11 protein-coding genes and 1 pseudogene are annotated in these 17,667 nt (G+C 42.2%); 2 read left to right on the top strand and 10 right to left on the bottom strand.

Annotated features, from left to right (window positions below; genetic code table 11):
- Positions 1-260: transposase family protein (locus tag H140_RS0102235; protein WP_019672030.1), on the bottom strand; the 260-nt coding region annotated here is incomplete at its 3' end.
- Between the two features lie 71 nt (positions 261-331).
- Between H140_RS0102235 and H140_RS15770 the strand changes: the two are divergent.
- Positions 332-529: pseudogene (locus H140_RS15770) on the top strand (hypothetical protein); the annotation flags it as partial.
- On the opposite strand, the gene H140_RS0102230 reads toward H140_RS15770, so the two are convergent.
- The 4 genes from H140_RS0102230 to betB form a co-directional block, all read right to left on the bottom strand.
- The gene (locus H140_RS0102230; RefSeq protein WP_227672958.1) at positions 510-743 is read right to left on the bottom strand and encodes a transposase domain-containing protein; all 234 of its coding nucleotides are present in this window, start codon (positions 741-743) and stop codon (positions 510-512) included. The pseudogene H140_RS15770 and the gene H140_RS0102230 overlap by 20 nt on opposite strands.
- Positions 744-878: 135 nt before the next feature.
- Positions 879-2,894, bottom strand: a complete 2,016-nt coding sequence (betT, locus tag H140_RS0102225) for a choline BCCT transporter BetT (protein ID WP_019672028.1) — start codon at positions 2,892-2,894, stop codon at positions 879-881.
- 239 nt (positions 2,895-3,133) lie between these two features.
- Entirely contained in the window at positions 3,134-4,822 is a 1,689-nt protein-coding gene (betA, locus tag H140_RS0102220; protein ID WP_019672027.1) for a choline dehydrogenase, read from the bottom strand.
- Positions 4,823-4,960: 138 nt separating this feature from the next.
- Complete coding sequence (gene betB / locus H140_RS0102215; protein WP_026348763.1) at positions 4,961-6,430, bottom strand: betaine-aldehyde dehydrogenase; 1,470 nt, start codon at positions 6,428-6,430, stop codon at positions 4,961-4,963.
- 896 nt (positions 6,431-7,326) lie between these two features.
- Between betB and H140_RS0102210 the strand changes: the two genes are divergently transcribed.
- Positions 7,327-8,115, top strand: coding sequence for an SMP-30/gluconolactonase/LRE family protein (locus tag H140_RS0102210; protein ID WP_265088629.1), 789 nt, complete (start codon positions 7,327-7,329; stop codon positions 8,113-8,115).
- An 836-nt stretch (positions 8,116-8,951) separates the two neighbouring features.
- Here the strand turns inward: H140_RS0102210 and H140_RS0102205 are convergent.
- The 5 genes from H140_RS0102205 to H140_RS0102185 all read right to left on the bottom strand — a co-directional run bounded on the left by H140_RS0102205 (position 8,952) and on the right by H140_RS0102185 (position 17,598).
- A complete protein-coding gene (locus tag H140_RS0102205) occupies positions 8,952-10,247 on the bottom strand; it encodes a Y-family DNA polymerase (RefSeq protein ID WP_019672024.1) in 1,296 nt (431 codons plus the stop codon).
- Positions 10,248-10,535: 288 nt separating this feature from the next.
- Positions 10,536-10,994, bottom strand: a complete 459-nt coding sequence (umuD, locus tag H140_RS0102200) for a translesion error-prone DNA polymerase V autoproteolytic subunit (protein WP_019672023.1) — start codon at positions 10,992-10,994, stop codon at positions 10,536-10,538.
- 127 nt (positions 10,995-11,121) lie between these two features.
- On the bottom strand, positions 11,122-14,307 hold the full coding sequence (locus tag H140_RS0102195; RefSeq protein WP_019672022.1) for a type I restriction endonuclease subunit R: 3,186 nt from the start codon (positions 14,305-14,307) through the stop codon (positions 11,122-11,124).
- A gap of 431 nt (positions 14,308-14,738) precedes the next feature.
- Positions 14,739-16,025, bottom strand: a complete 1,287-nt coding sequence (locus H140_RS0102190) for a restriction endonuclease subunit S (RefSeq protein ID WP_019672021.1) — start codon at positions 16,023-16,025, stop codon at positions 14,739-14,741.
- Positions 16,015-17,598 (bottom strand): class I SAM-dependent DNA methyltransferase, encoded by a 1,584-nt coding sequence (locus H140_RS0102185; protein WP_019672020.1) that lies wholly within the window; start codon positions 17,596-17,598, stop codon positions 16,015-16,017. The genes H140_RS0102190 and H140_RS0102185 overlap by 11 nt, the downstream gene beginning before the upstream one ends.
- Between the last annotated feature and the right edge of the window lie 69 nt (positions 17,599-17,667).

The raw sequence follows: 17,667 nt of genomic DNA, 5'->3' as shown, positions 1-17,667 counted from the left end.
GCAAAGTGATCTTTGTCTATCATTTTCATGACATTACCAAAGGTGTCATGTGAGGGTATACCATAGGGCATATCAAGAACTTTCTCAAACCACGACCTGTTCTCTTTGGCAAAGTCTTCGACACTCACCCAGTCGTTATAGCCACAGATAAAAGCGGTTAGGGCAATAAATATGACATTCTCTAGTGGGTGATAGAGGTTTTTGTTTTGGCGCCTTGGATCATTGAGTTTGGCAAAAAACTCTCTTGGGTCTTTGAGCATAATAGCCTCCTTTTATGGCTCGGTTGCTATATTTTACTCTTTCTTTGGTTTTTTGTAGTGCGATTGCCCTGAGTGATAGAGGTGTTCAGTATTTATCAATTCGTTATACTGATAAGATGGCTGATTCTGGTGTCATTTCATCTGTTAGTACAACGGGTGATCTACTCGAGCACAGATCTCCCCTTGCGCTCGGGCAAAGCAGTACTTTGCTATTTCCTCGCTCATACGATAATGCATTGGCTGAAACGGTTAATGGACTGTATAAGTCTTAGGTGATCGAGTATCTACAAGAGCAGTGGTTAAGGCTGTTCCGATAACTAACCATACGACGTGTTCGACGCGTAGTTTGCACCTTCTGGTACTGACTTTGCCTGTGTGTTCTATGGTTTGTTGTATCCATTTAGGGTCGATAAGCTCTGCAAATCGGTCTAGGGCTTCAGGTATTCTTTTGTGGGTCTCATATATAGTTTCTTGTAGTCTCATAGCAAAATAGCCCATCTAGTTGTAGATGAGCTATTTTATTACTTTTCTTCGGGTTTTGCCTTAACTGACTGGCATTACCCATTCAGAGTGCGTTTTTTTAATCCAAGAATGGATAGATATATAGCCAGTCAAAAATTAACGACCTAAGTGTAGGTACTGCATATGACGCTCATATTGATTTAAGATATCTACCAATACTTGTTCTTTTGTATAGCCTACTAAGTCGTATTCTTGTGAACCTTCATTTAAGAACACTTCAGCACGGTAATAATATTCAGCATGCTTACTTGATGTTGCTAACGTGAAGTTAGGACGCTCCGCTCTGACCAGGCACACATCATAAACGAAGTCATCTTCGGTTCCATGACCCACTTTTAATCGTAAGCCTTCGAAGCCGCCATCTTGGACAGTGCGCTCAATAAGCTGAGTGCTTAAACCTTCAGTGTTTAGCTCAGACTCCACTTCCTGCATGGCTGACAGCACCACATTATCCAAGAAGCGTTGTACTTGCTTTTTGTTAGGGAAGCTAACAATACGCTGCAATCTTGCCTTCCAGCTTTTACCGTTATTAAGCACATTAGCGGTATCAACGGCACTTGCCTTACGTTTATTGCCCTCTTCTTTAAGCGACTTCCACATGGCAATCATGTACAACACTAGGATAACAGAGAAAGGCAAGCCGGCAATAACAGACACTGATTGTAAGGATGTAAAGCCACCCGCAAACAGTAAACCTAAGGTAATAAGACCTGTCGCTGCTGCCCAGAATAGACGAAGCCAAACAGGTGCATCTGCATCGCTGGTTAAGCCTCTTGAGCTTAGGTTAGACAGTACAAGAGCACCCGAGTCAGCAGAGGTAATAAAGAATACTAAGCCGATGATAACCCCTGCAAACGATAAGATATTGCTAAATGCATAGTATTCAAACAAGGCAAACATACCCATAGGAGCGTTATTAATCGCAATCTCGCCCAGCTCTATTGCGCCATTGGCTACCAAATCAATCGCTGAGTTACCAAAGATTGAGAACCAAGCAAAAATAAAGCCTAGCGGAATAAACATCACACCAAACACAAACTCGCGTAGCGTACGTCCACGGCTAATACGCGCAATAAACAGACCAACAAATGGTGCCCAAGCAACCCACCATGCCCAGAAAAAAATAGTCCACCATGACTTCCACTCAGCACCTGCTGCGCCTTCATACGCATAAACATCGAATGTTTTTGTGACCACATTTTGGAAATAATCACCTACGTTTTGGGTAAAAGCATTAAGTAAGTGAGTAGTATTACCTAGGAGCAAGATAGCGATTAACAGCATGGTTGCGGTTATCATGTTGAACTCTGATAAACGGCGAACACCCTTTTCAACACCAGTCATCGCTGACAAACCAGCAGCAACGACGACTAAGATAATAATCACACTTTGAACCGTCTTGCTCTCTGGCAAACCAAACACGTGCGTTAAGCCTGCGTTTGCTTGCAACACACCAATACCCAAACTGGTTGCGATACCCATTAAAGTACACACCACACCAAAGGTATCAACGCTATCACCAAGCCAGCCTTTGACCAAACGCTCACCAAAAATCGGAGTTAACGCCGAGCGTAATGCCAGTGGCATATTCTTACGGTATGCAAAATAAGCTAAGGTCATACCAATTAAGGCATAAATACCCCAGCCATGCAGACCCCAGTGTAGGAAAGTCTGAGGCAAAGCTTCACGCATCGCCTGCGCACTTTCAGATGTGAGCCCACTGTGCGGGGTCAAATAGTGCATTAGCGGTTCTGATGCGCCAAAAAAAAGCAGGTCGATACCGATACCTGCTGAAAATAACATCGCCGCCCACGTTAAGAATGGGAAATGCGCTTTTTCGTGGTCTTGACCAAGCTTGATGTCGCCATAGCGTGACATCCCCACGAATAGGGAAAATATACTATACGCTGCAACCACTAGCATGTAGTACCAACCAAAACCGTCTGATACCCAAGTCATAGCAGTGCTTAATAGATTTTCACTATAGGCTGGAAAAGCGATTGTCCAAAAGATAAGCAAGATAGAGACAATAGCAGAGCCAATAAACACCGTCTTATTCACACTTAAGACTTCAGGGGGCTCTTCCATGTCTCCTGAGGGTAAACTGTTCATGTAAATTCCTCAAAAATTGAAAATAAAAAAATAGCGGTTGCTTACCATTATCTATCTGGTCTCTTGTCCACGAAACCAGCGCAACAAAATAGAGTTAACAATGGCAAGCAACACCGCCTAAAATGATGCTCAAATACTCTGGGCGCTACAAGTTACAAATAGCAGTCAAATTAGATAACCTTAACTTTAAATAGCAGACCATCTAAAATAACGGCAAAACTGTTATTAGCCGAACCTAATTACACAGCACGCATCGGCTTGCCACGAATCGGCGCACCATCTGCCACATAATAGTCCGCTGTCGAGCGTGGTAATTTCTTACCGCGCATCTTATCGGAAATCTTTTCAGCAAGCATAATAGTCGTCGCGTTCAAGTTACCGCTGATGATGTTTGGCATAATAGAAGCGTCTACCACACGTAGTCCTTCCATACCATGTACCAGACCTTCGGCATCAACCACCGCTTGATCGTGATAGCCCATCGCACAAGTACATGATGGGTGATAAGCAGTTTCACCATGTTCACGTACAAACTCATCAAGCTGTTCGTCAGTGACAATATCTTCTGTCGGCGAGATAGCCTTACCGCGATAAGGATCCATAGCAGGCTGAGCGATAATTTCACGAGTCACACGAATCGCTTCTCTAAACTCGCGCCAGTCTTGTTCAGTTGACATATAGTTGAATAAAATACTGGGATGCTCATTTGGGTCACGTGATTTTAGCTTCACGCGGCCACGACTTGGTGAACGAAGCGAGCCTACATGCGCTTGGAAACTATGCGCATCAACCGCACTGCGACCATCATAACGAACCGCCAATGGCAAAAAGTGATACTGTACATTTGGATGGGTAAACTCTTCGTGAGTACGAATAAACCCGCCTGCCTCAAATTGGTTTGAGGCACCCAGTCCTGTTCCCATAAATAACCACTCTGCCCCAATAGCTGGCTTGTTCCACCATTTATTGGCAGGGGCGATAGAAACTGGCTGCTTACACTCATACTGTAGATAAAGCTCTAAGTGATCTTGTAGGTTATTACCGACACCCGGCAAATCTTTTACCACAGGAATGTTTAGCTCATTTAGCCATTCAGCAGGACCAATACCTGAGCGCTGTAATAGCTGCGGTGAACCAATAGCACCCGACGATACAATGACCTCACGATTGGCATGGAAGGTCTTGGTTTTACCTTGATGCTCAACTTTTACGCCAATCGCTCGATTACCATCAAATAAAATAACGTCAGTCAGCGCACCGGTTAAAATAGTAATATTGCTACGTGGTTTGGCTTTATCTAAATAACCACGCGCAGTTGACGCACGGCGACCGTTTGGCGTTACGAATCGATCCATTGGACCAAAGCCTTCTTGCTGATAACCATTCAGGTCTTCAGTACGTGGATATCCCGCCTGAACACCGGCCTCAACCAATGCTTCATACAATGGGTTCACACCTGGCTTAGAAGTCGTGACTTCTACTGGACCGCCAACACCATGATAATCGTTCTCGCCCGCGTCACGGTTTTCACATTTTCTAAAATACGGCAAGCAGTCAAGGTATGACCACTCTTCAAGGCCTTCAATTTTTGCCCAATCGTCAAAATCTAAAGCATTACCACGGATATAGCACATACCATTGATTAGCGATGAGCCGCCAAGGCCTTTGCCTCGGCCACAATCCATCACACGATTGTTCATATAAGGCTCAGGATCTGTTTTGTATCCCCAGTTATACGTTGTGCCTTGCAGTGGCATTGCTAACGCCGCTGGCATTTGAGTACGAAAATCCAAGCGATAGTCCGGACGACCCGCTTCTAATAACAATACGTTGATACTGGCATCTTCGGTTAAACGAGTGGCTAACACGTTACCCGCTGATCCTGCGCCAACGATAATATAATCAAACTCTGATTTGGCTGATGTCATAATTGTGTCCTAGAGAACTCACTCAATACTAAAATCTGATAAAAAAGCCAAAGCACTGCCCTACTATCAATCGTTCTACTCATATATGAAAAGCAAACAATTAACTGACAAAGCAGTGGCTGCTCCTAAGTTTAGCTCTTAAAATACCGACTCAAAACCACCTAGCTCAATTTGAACCGACTTGGTTTGGGTGTAATGCTTCAAGGTTTGCACACCATTTTCACGGCCCACACCTGAATGCTTATAACCGCCCACTGGCATCTGTGCTGGTGATTCACCCCATGTGTTAATCCAGCAAATACCCGCTTCAAGCTGACCAATCACACGATGAGCAAGAGTGATGTCTTTGGTGACAATACCAGCGGCCAATCCGTAATTAGTATCGTTGGCACGGCGAATGACTTCTTCTTCGGAATCATATCCTAAGATTGACATCACTGGACCGAAGATTTCTTCACGCACGATACGCATGTCGTCTGTGCAATCTGTAAACACAGTCGGCGCAATATAAGCCCCTTTAGCATACTCACCAGAGGTTAGTCGTTCACCACCACACAACAGTTTGGCGTCACTTGCTTTGCCGTCCTCGATATAGCTTAAAACATTATCCATGTGCTTAAAGCTCACCATTGGCCCCATGGTCACGCTCTCATCCATTGGGTCACCGATTTTGATACGCTCAACACGCTCAACAATGGCTTGCTCAAACTTCTCTTTGATAGAATTCGGTACAAACACACGTGTACCGTTGGTGCATACCTGACCTGAGCTGTAGAAATTGGCCATCATAGCAATATCCGCCGCCATATCGATATCAGCATCATCAAAGATAACCAATGGCGATTTACCACCCAGCTCCATAGTCACATCTTTTAAAGACGAACCTGCTGCCGCTTCCATCACCTTTTTACCAGTATCGACACCCCCAGTGAAGGAAACTTTTGCAATATCTGGGTGATTGGTCAGCGCTGTACCCACTTCATAGCTACCTTGTACCACGCTAAACACACCATCTGGCAAGCCCGCTTCTGAATAAATTTCAGCTAATTTTAATGCAGATAGTGGCGTCACCTCCGATGGCTTAAATACCATAGCGTTGCCTGCCGCTAGAGCCGGGGCTGATTTCCACATTGCGATTTGAATCGGATAGTTCCAAGCACCAATACCAGCAACCACACCCAACGGCTCTTCACGAGTATAGACAAAACTTGTCTCACGTAATGGAATTTGACGACCTTCTAATGCCGGCGCTAAACCTGCATAATATTCAATGACATCAGCACCAGTGACAATATCAACCGCTTTGGTTTCAGACAGACCTTTACCCGTATCATAAGTCTCAAGAATGGCCAACTCATCATTTCGCTCACGTAAGATATCTACTGCTTTTAGTAAGATACGACTACGCTCAACGGGTGTCATGCTGGCCCAGATTTTTTGCCCTTCTTGGGCTGCCTTAACAGCCTCATCAACTTGTTTAGACGTTGTTTGTTGAATCTTGGCGATAACATCACCTGTTGCGGGGTTAATCGTATCGAAGGTATTCAGTGACTCATCAACAGGCAAATAAGCACCATTGATATAGGCGGTTTGCGTTTGCTCATACATAACATGTTCTTTATTTGAAAGTGAAGGGGTGGTCATAATTTCTCCTTATTCTCCTTAGAATATTGATAATGCAATGCCTATAAGCACTTACTCCTGCAGGGAAGTACCGACATCAAAAGTGTTCTAGATAATAATAGAAAACATAAGCCAACGAAGGGCATGCAAATAAAATGTAAATACGATTTGCTATTAATCTATATATGCATTAAATGGCGCTATGAAAAGTACCTTTCACAAGCGTTAACAGAAAACTGCTTAGCTTAAATGAACAAATACAAAGATTGGTTTTAGGCGAAAATAAACCGTTATCGTTGTATTTTATATGAGATAGGTATAAAAACTGATAATCATTATAAACAAAAACTTTATCACTACCAAACTTTTGAGATTATAATAATTGTACAATTAAGTGCTAAAGCGCACTACACTTCATTTTAGTATAGATTTTTTTAGACAAAGAAGCCCTTTATGTATGAGCTAAAGGGCTTTCCCTAGACTTATTAACCAACTCATTTCTATCCTGAGCACTCCAATAAGATAGCACATCCACTCAAATTAATATTCAGTCTTTTGACTAAAGTAAATATTAATCAAGCACTCTCTTCTTGATATGGATAAAGCCTTGAGTCAATGAGTAATTATAAGCTTAAAAACATCTACCTCATTGTTTGAATAATTAGCTTAGATCATGACTATAAATCTCTATTGCAATGACTATAAAAGCCGCTCTATAATAATTTTTACAGCATATACTGAATACAAATTCAGTATATTGAACGATCTAATTTAATCTAGTATGGCTTCTATTTCCTTGTTTAGGTTCCTCTAGGTAATCAGTATAGTCATAAGCATAAATCTTATACCAAATCTAAAAATTAAGCTATCGAGGAAAACGAGTGCAAACGCTACATATAGTAGGTTCAACGAGTTTGACAAAGATAGGTTATTTTTTAGAAAAGGTATTACTGAAGATTGAGAGTACTACCTTTTTTCATGGAATAGCAATTTTATTCATAATGACTTCTAAAAATGGTGATCTAGAAGTGCATGCAGATATTTGGAAGCACTGCGGAGGACATGCTAATGATATGGTGGTTGCTCCCAATGGTAATGCTTATGTTGGTAACTTTGGCTTTGACTTGATGGGTGGCGCTGCTCACAGCAATGCAGGGTTAGTTTTGGTTAAGCCAGATGGAAGCTCCCAAGTAGTGGCAGAAGGCCTATCCTTTCCAAACGGAATGGTCATATCTCCCGATGAAAGAACACTAATCGTCAACGAATTGTTTGGCAACAGAATCTCTCAGTTTACTATTAATGAAGATGGCACATTAGGTGAGCGACGTGATTTTGCAAGTTTTGGCGAGTTAGGAGATGAGCCAGACCTTACTAAACGGATAGAAAATGCAACAATTTTACCTGATGGACTTGCACTAGACGCTGAAGGCGCTGTCTGGATTGCTGATACTTTAAATCATCGTGCAGTTCGAATCGCAGAAGGTGGAGAAATTTTAGATACTATCGATATTACCCCTGATGGTGTTTTCGCTGTTGCTCTAGGTGGGCAAGACGGTAAAACGTTATTTATGTGTGTTGCACCTGATTGGGATGAAGCCTCGCGTAAAGCTGAAACTAAAGGTCGAATGCTATCAACGCAAGTCAAAGTTAGTCATGCTGGAACTCCATAACTGGTATTAATTTTTCAGCTAAAAACCCGTTTAGCTAAACATCTATTTTGTAAATAGATTTTAGTAAAATACTACATTTAGACTGCCTCCATGATATATATATCTAATTTATGGGGCAGTTCAATATTGGTAGGCCTTTTTTTATTGGCGTTTGAATATATCTAGGTCCAAAACCACTATTTCTAAAGCTGCTAGAGTTGTACGCTTAAATACTACCTATGTTAATCACAGCTTTATCGCATGCACAAAAAATGAGAAAACTATTAATAACGGTGAGTAACGAGCTTTAATATTTATTGTCATTTTGTCTAGGTGACTTGAAGAAGCTAAGGGCTTGACTCGGCTTTACTTTATTTCACTCATCTTATTTTGTATGTAATAAATTTTACTCGTGTTATATAGGATAGACCTAGGTGTTAATACTAATGTTGGTATATCCGTTAGTATAAAGATAAAAAGAAAATAATAAAACTATATAATTCAATATCTTATAGCTTTAATATGGTTGATACTGGGCCCACCACTTAAAGTATTGATATTAAAGGCTTTCAGATTACTGAGAGCCTTTTTTATTGCCTGTTATTTTTGTCACGCTAAAAAAAGTAATCATATAGTACCCGCCCTTGCTAAAAAAAGTAATCATATAGTAATCAGTATTTAATCAAAAAAAAACGGTGATTTTGGCGCTGACAATGATTTAGATAACCGCTTAAATAACAATAAAAAACATGCGATGGATTTTTTCCGCTTTGATAATAATGGCAAAATTGTTGAGCATTGGGATTCTATTCAAAAAATTCCTGAAGAGTCTACTAACGGTAATCCAATAAGTTATCTTATCTCACCACAATCACATCACTAATCCGTGTCGTATAGCAAGGGCTCAAGAGCGCACGACTCATTTGCCATTGTTGTGTTTCTCTAATCCCTTCACTGGCTATAAATAGTACGCTTTGCTGATATCGATCTGCTTGATACTTACTATTAAGCTCGTCCATCACAGCCATTAGCGCCTGTTTTTTATCGTCAACTTCTGGATTAACTTCGGTACTGAATAAATCAAGCTGAACCTCATCATGCTGACAAATACCTGATAGCATGACGCCCGCTTTGGCGTAACGAATATTGTGTTTAAATATTTTTTCGAGTACAACTCTGGCTGCTTTAACAAGTTCTCTAGTGTCTGCCGTTGGTGTGGCAAACTGATATTGACCTGATATGGGTGTGTATTTCTCGCTTTTGTTAAATGCACTGTTTTTGGCAAATACGGTGATAACGCTGCATAGACTGTGTTGCTGCCGCAGCTTATGCGCTGCTTGTGAGGCATGTGCGCAGACCGCTTCAGTGAGGTCTTTTTGAGAGGTGATGCGTGTTGAAAAGGAGCGTGAGGAGATAATCTGCTTTTTGGGCTCAATGGATTCGATATCTAAGCAGGGCTGACCGTTCAGCTCCAGACACGTTCGCTCAAGTACTACCCCAAAGTGCTGACGTATTTTCCCAGGCTCACAAATTGCCAATTGATATACGGTGTCAACGCCCATTTTATTGAGTCTATGTTTATAACGTTTTCCAACACCCCACACCTCACCGACATCAGTAATTTGCATCAACCTTCTAATCCATCTGGGGTTGGTTAACACACAAATGCCTTTGGTCGCTGGATATTGTTTGGTGGCATAATTGGCCAGTTTCGCCAATGTTTTTGTCTGCCCTATTCCAACGCCAACGGAGATGCCGGTATACCTTTCAACAATGTGCTTAACTTTGTTGGCATAGGCATCTAAGTCTTGCATGGCCACTGGGTAATCGGCGAGATATAAAAACGCCTCATCAATCGAATACACTTCAACCGTAGGGCATAACGACTCTAAGGTACTCATTACCCGCTGCGACATGTCTGCATACAGCGCATAGTTTGAGCTAAATACTGCAACCTCATTTTGAGCACAAAAGTCTTTGACTTGATAATAAGGCACCGCCATTTTAATTCCTAACGCTTTGGCTTCCTTAGAGCGTGCCACCACGCAGCCATCATTATTAGAGAGGACGACTACTGGCTTGTGTTTAAGGTCAGGTCTAAACAGCTTTTCACAGGAGGCATAAAAACTATTACAATCAATGAGCGCATACATGAACAATCCTTGTGTCTTTGTCAGTTTAGGGGACAGTTACGGTTATTACTCGGTTTAAGTCCATAAAGAGTGTCAGGTTTTGATGAGCCTAAGATAACAGAAAGATCAGCGCTAACGATAGCCCATTTTGATAATTCACGACATTTGCTGTCGTGTTGTTTATGGCGGTTTGGGTTTAGAAAAGTCAAAATAACGACAAGATAACATTAGAATCTGTTGTTCAGATATAAATGGATAGATAAACACAGAAATGGTGAAGCAAGGGATTAGTAAAGGATCAGCAAGGAATTAAAAGTCACTACGGCGACTTTGTCCACGTCCACGCTTTAACTCGCGGATGATGTTTTTAACCACACCAAACACTTCAAATTCGATATCATCACTTAGCGGAATGTCATCAAAGTCTTTGTTGTAGGCGACAAGCTTAGGTGTGGGCTCAAGGCACAGCTCTTTCACCGTAAATTCGCCATTAACGGCACAGACAATAATATCGCAGTGTTGCGCTTCCAAGCTACGATCGACGACTAACAAGTCTTCAGGATAAATACCAGCATCGATCATCGATAACCCGCCAGCACGAACCAGAAAAGTCGCATTTGGATGACTGATACACAGCTCATTTAAGTCGATACTGGCTTCGATATAGCCAGAGGCAGGCGATGGAAAACCTGCCGGCACTTTTTCAATAAAATATGGCAACGGACTGTAACTTGTTGGCGTTAATTTTCCGAGTATTTTGGTGATCATGGTCTGGTTTCTCAGTAGTGGGTTTTATATAGTCGTAGTCATATAAAAGAGGCACGAGGTTAGCCTCTCATTACCTACACTTAGTAGTAGCATTGGGCTGCCTTATGGTTCAAATATCTAACTGCGACTATAAATCAGCTCTTCCCTTCTTAAACTGCTCCGCCTGCTCAAATATCTCTGTATACACCTCATCACGGTCAATGGGCGGATATCCCCATTCATCAAGCAGTACAATCAGCTCAAACTCCAGCTCAGCTTTAATATCGTTGCGCTTATTCCAGTCAGTGTATCGTGCTTTATCATCGACCAAGTCTTTCACTGCTTTTGACAGCGCAATGAGCTTATCTTCTGGGTAAGTAAAATCATATTTATGCGCCAAGGCTAACAGGATGTCATAAAAGGCTTTTTCTTCATAATCAATGCCCATGCCTTGATATGAGCTCACCTCCTCGCGCATCTGATGAATAATATCAATAATTTGGTCAGTAAACTCTTGCATGACTTTAGCATTCATGGTGGTGGTTTCATCACGCTCATTGTATTTTTGTACAATGGCATTCATCTTCTTACTAAAGTCGATACTTTTTATCTTGTTGGTCTTTTTAAACTCACCAATGGCTTTTTTGAGCAATTGCTGTAATAGCTCCATCTTGGTATTGGGCTGTTTGATATTGGCAATTTTGGCTAAGTAATCATCATCAAAGATGTTGATCTCATGCCCATGCTCTGCACCAAGCTTAAAAATCTCTTCCACGCCATCGCTTTGCAGCGCATCTTTTACCATCTCACGCACTTTTTCATTCATTTGCTCAGTATCAGGCGCATTGCCAGAGGTAAGTTTAAAGATGATGGTACGTACCGCAAAGTAATAGTGAATTTTATCCTTATGCGCTTGGGTTAAGTCGCTACTGCCGACACAGATGTCATAGGCAGATTTCAGTCGCCTTACCACATCCATAAAAAAGCGCTTAGATTTCTCAGTCGTCAGTACAAAGTTGGCAGAGTCATTTAGACAGTCTAATTGCTCTATTGGCTGACCGGTAAAGTATTTTGAGTTATCAAAGTTATGAAACATGGCATCAAGTAGGCTTAGCTGATCTTTGACGATGACCAGCGACTGCTCAATTTCTTCTAGGTTCTGCTCTTTGCCCTCTGTGTACTGCGCAAGTGCTAAATTCATGTGCTTTTTGATACCAATATAATCCACCACCAACCCACGCTCCTTGCCTTCAAACTTGCGGTTGACTCGTGAGATGGTCTGAATCAAGTTATGTTTCTGGAGTGGCTTATCGATATAAATGGTATCTAAGAAAGGCACATCAAAGCCAGTGAGCCACATATCAACTACAATGGCTATCTTAAAGTTAGATTTGCCATTTTTAAACTGTCTATCAAGCTCTTTGCGATAGTCTTTAGTGCCCAGTAAGTCCCACAGCTCTTGCGAGTCGTCCTTGTTACGGGTCATAATCATTTTAACCCGTTCCATGGGTTTGATGGTCTTTTTCTCATTCTCAGTTAGGGTACTTCCCTCTTCACAGGCCATCACTTCAGCCCACTGAGGACGTATATCAATAATATCTTTATACAGCTGAAACGCATTTTCGCGCGAGCTACACACAAACATGGCCTTGCCCTTTTGGGTCGTGCCCTCAGCCACTCGCGTCTCATAATGCGTCACAAAGTCTTCGGCAATGGCGCGAATACGGTCAGGGTCACCCAATACGGTCGACATACTGGCCATGGTTTGTTTACTTTTGTCGACCTGATATTCATTTGCGCCTTCTTGCACGCAGTTTTCGTAGTATTTTTCGACTTCTTCTAGCTGGCGTGTATCTAGCAATATCTTAGCGGCACGCCCTTCATAGACGATAGGTACGGTAATCTCATCATGCACAGATTCTGTCATGGTGTAGCTGTCAACAATGGGCCCGAACACATCAAGCGTGGCATCAACAGGTGTCCCTGTAAAGCCAACGTAGGTGGCATTGGGCAAGGAGTCATGCAGGTATTTGGCAAAGCCGTAGCTCTTTGTTACGCCCTCATCGGTGACACTGATTGTTTGCTCAAGATTAAGCTGACTGCGGTGCGCTTCATCAGACAAGACAATGACATTGTTACGGTCTGTGAGTAGCTGCGTATCTTCGGTAAACTTATGAATGGTGGTCAAATACACGCCACCACTTTTAATGCCTGACAGGCGCTCTCTTAGCTCAGCTCGGCTTTCAACACTGATGATATTGTCATCACCAATATAAGCCTTGGCATTGGTAAATTGACCAGACAGTTGATCGTCTAAATCTGTACGGTCGGTAATCAAGATAATAGTCGGACTACCTAGCCCCACATCTCGCATTAACAGACGGGTTAAAAACAGCATGGTATAGCTTTTACCACAGCCTGTCGCACCAAAATAAGTACCGCCTTTACCGTCACCAGCGATAAGCTTGCCAGCTGAGTCAAATTGTTTGATATGTTTTTTCACATTGTGAAATAGCTTGGTAGCGGCATAGTACTGCGGATAGCGACAAATAATTTTCTCTTTTTTGCTAGAGGTGTCAGGTAGGTAGATAAAGTTGCGCAGCACATCAAACAGACGTTGTTGGTTAAATAGGCCGCGTATCATGGTAATAAGTGAGCTTATACCATCCGTCTCTAGCGCTTCATCACCTGTGACTTTACGCCAAGAGTAGAAGAACTCATAAGGCGCAAATTGCGAGCCCATTTTGGTATTGACGCCATCACTAATGACACAGATGGCGTTGTATTTGAGCAGCTCAGGGATATCACGGGTATAGCGGGTGGTCAGCTGTACGTAGGCATCATACAAGGGTGCGTCTTCACGAATGGCGCTTTTGAATTCAAACACCACCAGTGGTAAGCCATTGATGTATAAAATGGCGTCAGGAATACGTAGCTCATAGCCTTGAATATTTAGCTGAGTGACGACTCGCAGTGTGTTGTTACTCAAGTCATCATAATCAATGAGCTGGATAAACAAATCTTTTTTGGTATGATCTTCACGCTTGAGCAAAAAGCCGTTCGACATGTCTTTCATAAAGGCTTTGTTGCTGTCGTAGAGGTCTGAGGCTGGCAGAGTTTTAATACGGTGAATAATTAAGCCAATCTCATAATCGGTAATGTGCTGATCTTGATAGCGGCTGGCTAGATATTCACGCAAGTCAGACTCAATGAGCACCTCTTCAGGCTCACGTCCAAGCTGAGTATCGACCATCTCCCCTGATGTGTGCGGATAGCCTTCGCTGGCAAGCAATTCGACAATGGACTGTTCAAGTTTGGCTTCGGTGAATTTCAAATCTATACTTCCTATACTAATATGTTTCCTATACTAAATGAGCGCAGCAAAGCGTCTCTTATATCTATAATAGGGCTACTATGATAAGTCTTGGTAGCTATATCCTGCCATTCGCTTGTATCTGCCTTGGCAAAAAGCGGGCGGACTATATTGGCCAGTGGTGTTCCATTATTCAAGCGACCACCCCTAGCCAAAGTCCGCCACGCTTTTGCCTACGTCAGGATACCGCTACTGTCAGGGCTAAAAACCACTTTCTTTTTAAACTTAGCTTTAATGCCAACGCTTTTTTGTTGTATAGACACTTCTAGTAGATACCATCTTAACAAAAAATGCCGTAGGGTGCGTCCCACGCACCTTCAAAGTTACGGTTTATAATCGGTGCGTGGGACGCACCCTACGGCTATCTTTATAAAGTTAGCTTTTATGAAAAGCTATAAAACCTCTTTAACCAACGTTTCCGCATCTTTAATACGTAGCTCGCCTGACATTAGCTTGGGCAGTAGCGTGTCACGGAGTTTGGTTAACGTTTCGTTATAATTATTATTCATTCCAACTTTATTGATAAAGGCATAAGCTTTAGTATCAAAACTTTCTAAAAGAGTTGCAGGCGGTATTACACACTCTAAATCCGCTACAACGCTTGAGTTAATAGCTGGATAAGCAGAGCCACTAGCTATGCTTGAAAAATAATCAATTACCTTATCTTGTGTTAAACCGAAATATATATAAGAGCGATTCCTAGTCTCTAAAGGTCTCATTACAGCGAAGCCTGTACTGCCAGTTAATCCATCGTTATGAATATATGCAAATGACCTATTCCCTGGTCGAACTGTGCCTATAATAGTATCGTCAACTGCCAAAACCCTTTTTGCCCTACTTGGAGCATCTACGGATGAATAGGGAGTAACTGAATCTATTTTTCCATTATTGGTGTTGCCTAAATCCACATATAATATTTCATTAGGAATATTCTTTTTACTCCATGATTCTGGATTAAGTTTTGCTAAATTCGAGAACTGACCAACATTCCACCCCCTAGGAATCCAGCCCAATTCTTCCGTAAATTCAAACTCACTCGGGAATAAGTCGTTAATCTCTGAGTTAGTCTTAGCTTTGCCACTGTCTAATTGCGCTTGACGCAGTTCTGCGCGTTCTTTTAGTGGTTCAGGGATAGCTTTACCTGCCCGCAAGGCCTTATCAATCACAGGATCAAAATCAACAAACCAACTTTTAAACACAGCTTGTGCCATCGCTTCTAAGGTTTCATTAATTTGACGGTTAATTTCGATTTTGTCATCTAGTGTGCCTAAGATATAAGCGATGGCTTTTTGTTCTGCGAGCGGAGGTAACTTAATGCTTAAATCATTAAGAACTGGTACTGTTAGACTTGGTACAGCTGACCCGACATTCATAGAAACAAAATCTACTAGTTTTAATTGGTAGAATAAAAACTTTGGATCTACAGCCTCACTATTAATTTTAGTCCAGAACAAAGTATCAACCGTCCAAAATGGCTCATCAACATAGTAAATATTATTTAATGAACCTTTTCTTGGAATTAATATCGATTCCTGATCATATAGCGATCTATCGACATATCTCATAATGCCACCAGATCCCATACAAGGAATTACTCCATCATCTAACTTTTTATGGTCTTTGCCATATTTAATCTCTACCAAGTCTCCTAATGTTACACTTGCCCAATTACTCACCATAACCCAACACCTCCAAGTTATGACGAATGGCTTGATCTAACTTCTCTGACTCCGCCATTTGCTGATACAAAGTTTCGCTTAGCTCACTCATCTTAGTCTCAAATGGAATACCATCATCCTCAATAGCAGCCATACCCACATAACGACCTGGGGTGAGCACATAATCATTGGCTTTAATCTCATCTAGTGTCGCTGACTTACAGAAGCCTGCTTCATCTTCATACGCTTCATAGCCACCAGCATGCTGCTCACCACGCCATGCATGGTACGTATCGGTTATCTTTTTTACATCTTCATCAGATAAACTTTTATGCGTACGGTCGAGCATATAGCCTAGATTACGCGCATCAATAAACAGCGTTTCACCTGAGCGATTGCGTAAGCCACGTTCTTTGCTATTGGCAGACTCTGCCTTTTTGTCTTTACTGATAAACCATAAACACACTGGAATCTGAGTGGTATAAAACAACTGACCTGGCAGAGCGACCATACAATCCACCAAATCATTCTCTAAGATTTGTTGACGGATTTCAGCCTCACCACTGGTCGCACTAGACATCGAGCCATTGGCCAATACAAAGCCCGCAGTACCATGCTCAGACAGCTTAGATATCATGTGCAATATCCAAGCGTAGTTGGCATTGCCCGTTGGCGGTGTGGGATAACCTGCCCAGCGTGGGTCATCGACCAGCTCATCATCGGCACGCCACTGCGACTGGTTAAAGGGCGGATTGGCCATGATAAAGTCCGCTTTGAGCTGTGGATGTTGGTCTTTGAAGAAGGTATCAGCCGCCACTTCGCCTAAGTTACTAGAGATACCACGAATCGCTAAGTTCATCTTCGCCAGCTTGTAGGTGGTCGTGGTGTACTCTTGACCATAGATAGACACATCCTTGGTGTCGCCTTGATGATTCTCAATAAACTTAATCGACTGCACAAACATACCGCCCGAGCCACAGCACGGATCGTATATCTTGCCCTTGTACGGCTCAATCATCTCAGTAATCAAGTTCACCACCGACTTAGGCGTATAGAACTCACCACCGCCCTTGCCTTCACTGTCAGCGAACTTGCCTAAGAAGTATTCATAGACACGACCCACCACATCTTTGTGCTCATTATCGATGGTGTCAATGTTGTTTATCACATCAATCAAAGCCGCCAACTTGCTCGGGGTTAAGCCAAGACGTGAGAAGTAGTTATCAGGCAATGCGCCTTTTAATGATTTGTTGCTCTTCTCAATGGTGCTAAGCGCCGTATCAACCTTCAACGCAATATCTTCTTGTTTGGCGTTTTGCTGAATGAAGCGCCAACGTGATTCTTCTGGCAAATAAAACACGTTCTCTTTGGTATAAGCCTGCACCAAGTCAATATACTTCTCTTGGCCTGCATCTATTAGCGCCTGCTTTCGCTTCTCAAAGGTATCACTGATGAACTTTAAAAAGATAAGACTAAGCACGATGTGCTTATACTCTGAAGACTCAACGCTACCACGCAGCTTATTGGCCGCATCCCATAGCGCCTCTTCGAAGCGAACTTCTTTTTTATCACTCTTTTTGGTTGTTTTTGCCATGATAACAAAATCTCTAAGTTTATGTATTTTCTAAGTTTATGTGTTTTCTAAGTTTATGTGTTTACAATT

It is taken from the genome of Psychrobacter lutiphocae DSM 21542 (genome assembly GCF_000382145.1).
In the GTDB taxonomy this organism is placed as follows: Bacteria; Pseudomonadota; Gammaproteobacteria; order Pseudomonadales; family Moraxellaceae; genus Psychrobacter; species Psychrobacter lutiphocae.
This window is presented reverse-complemented; position numbering and strand designations above follow the sequence as displayed.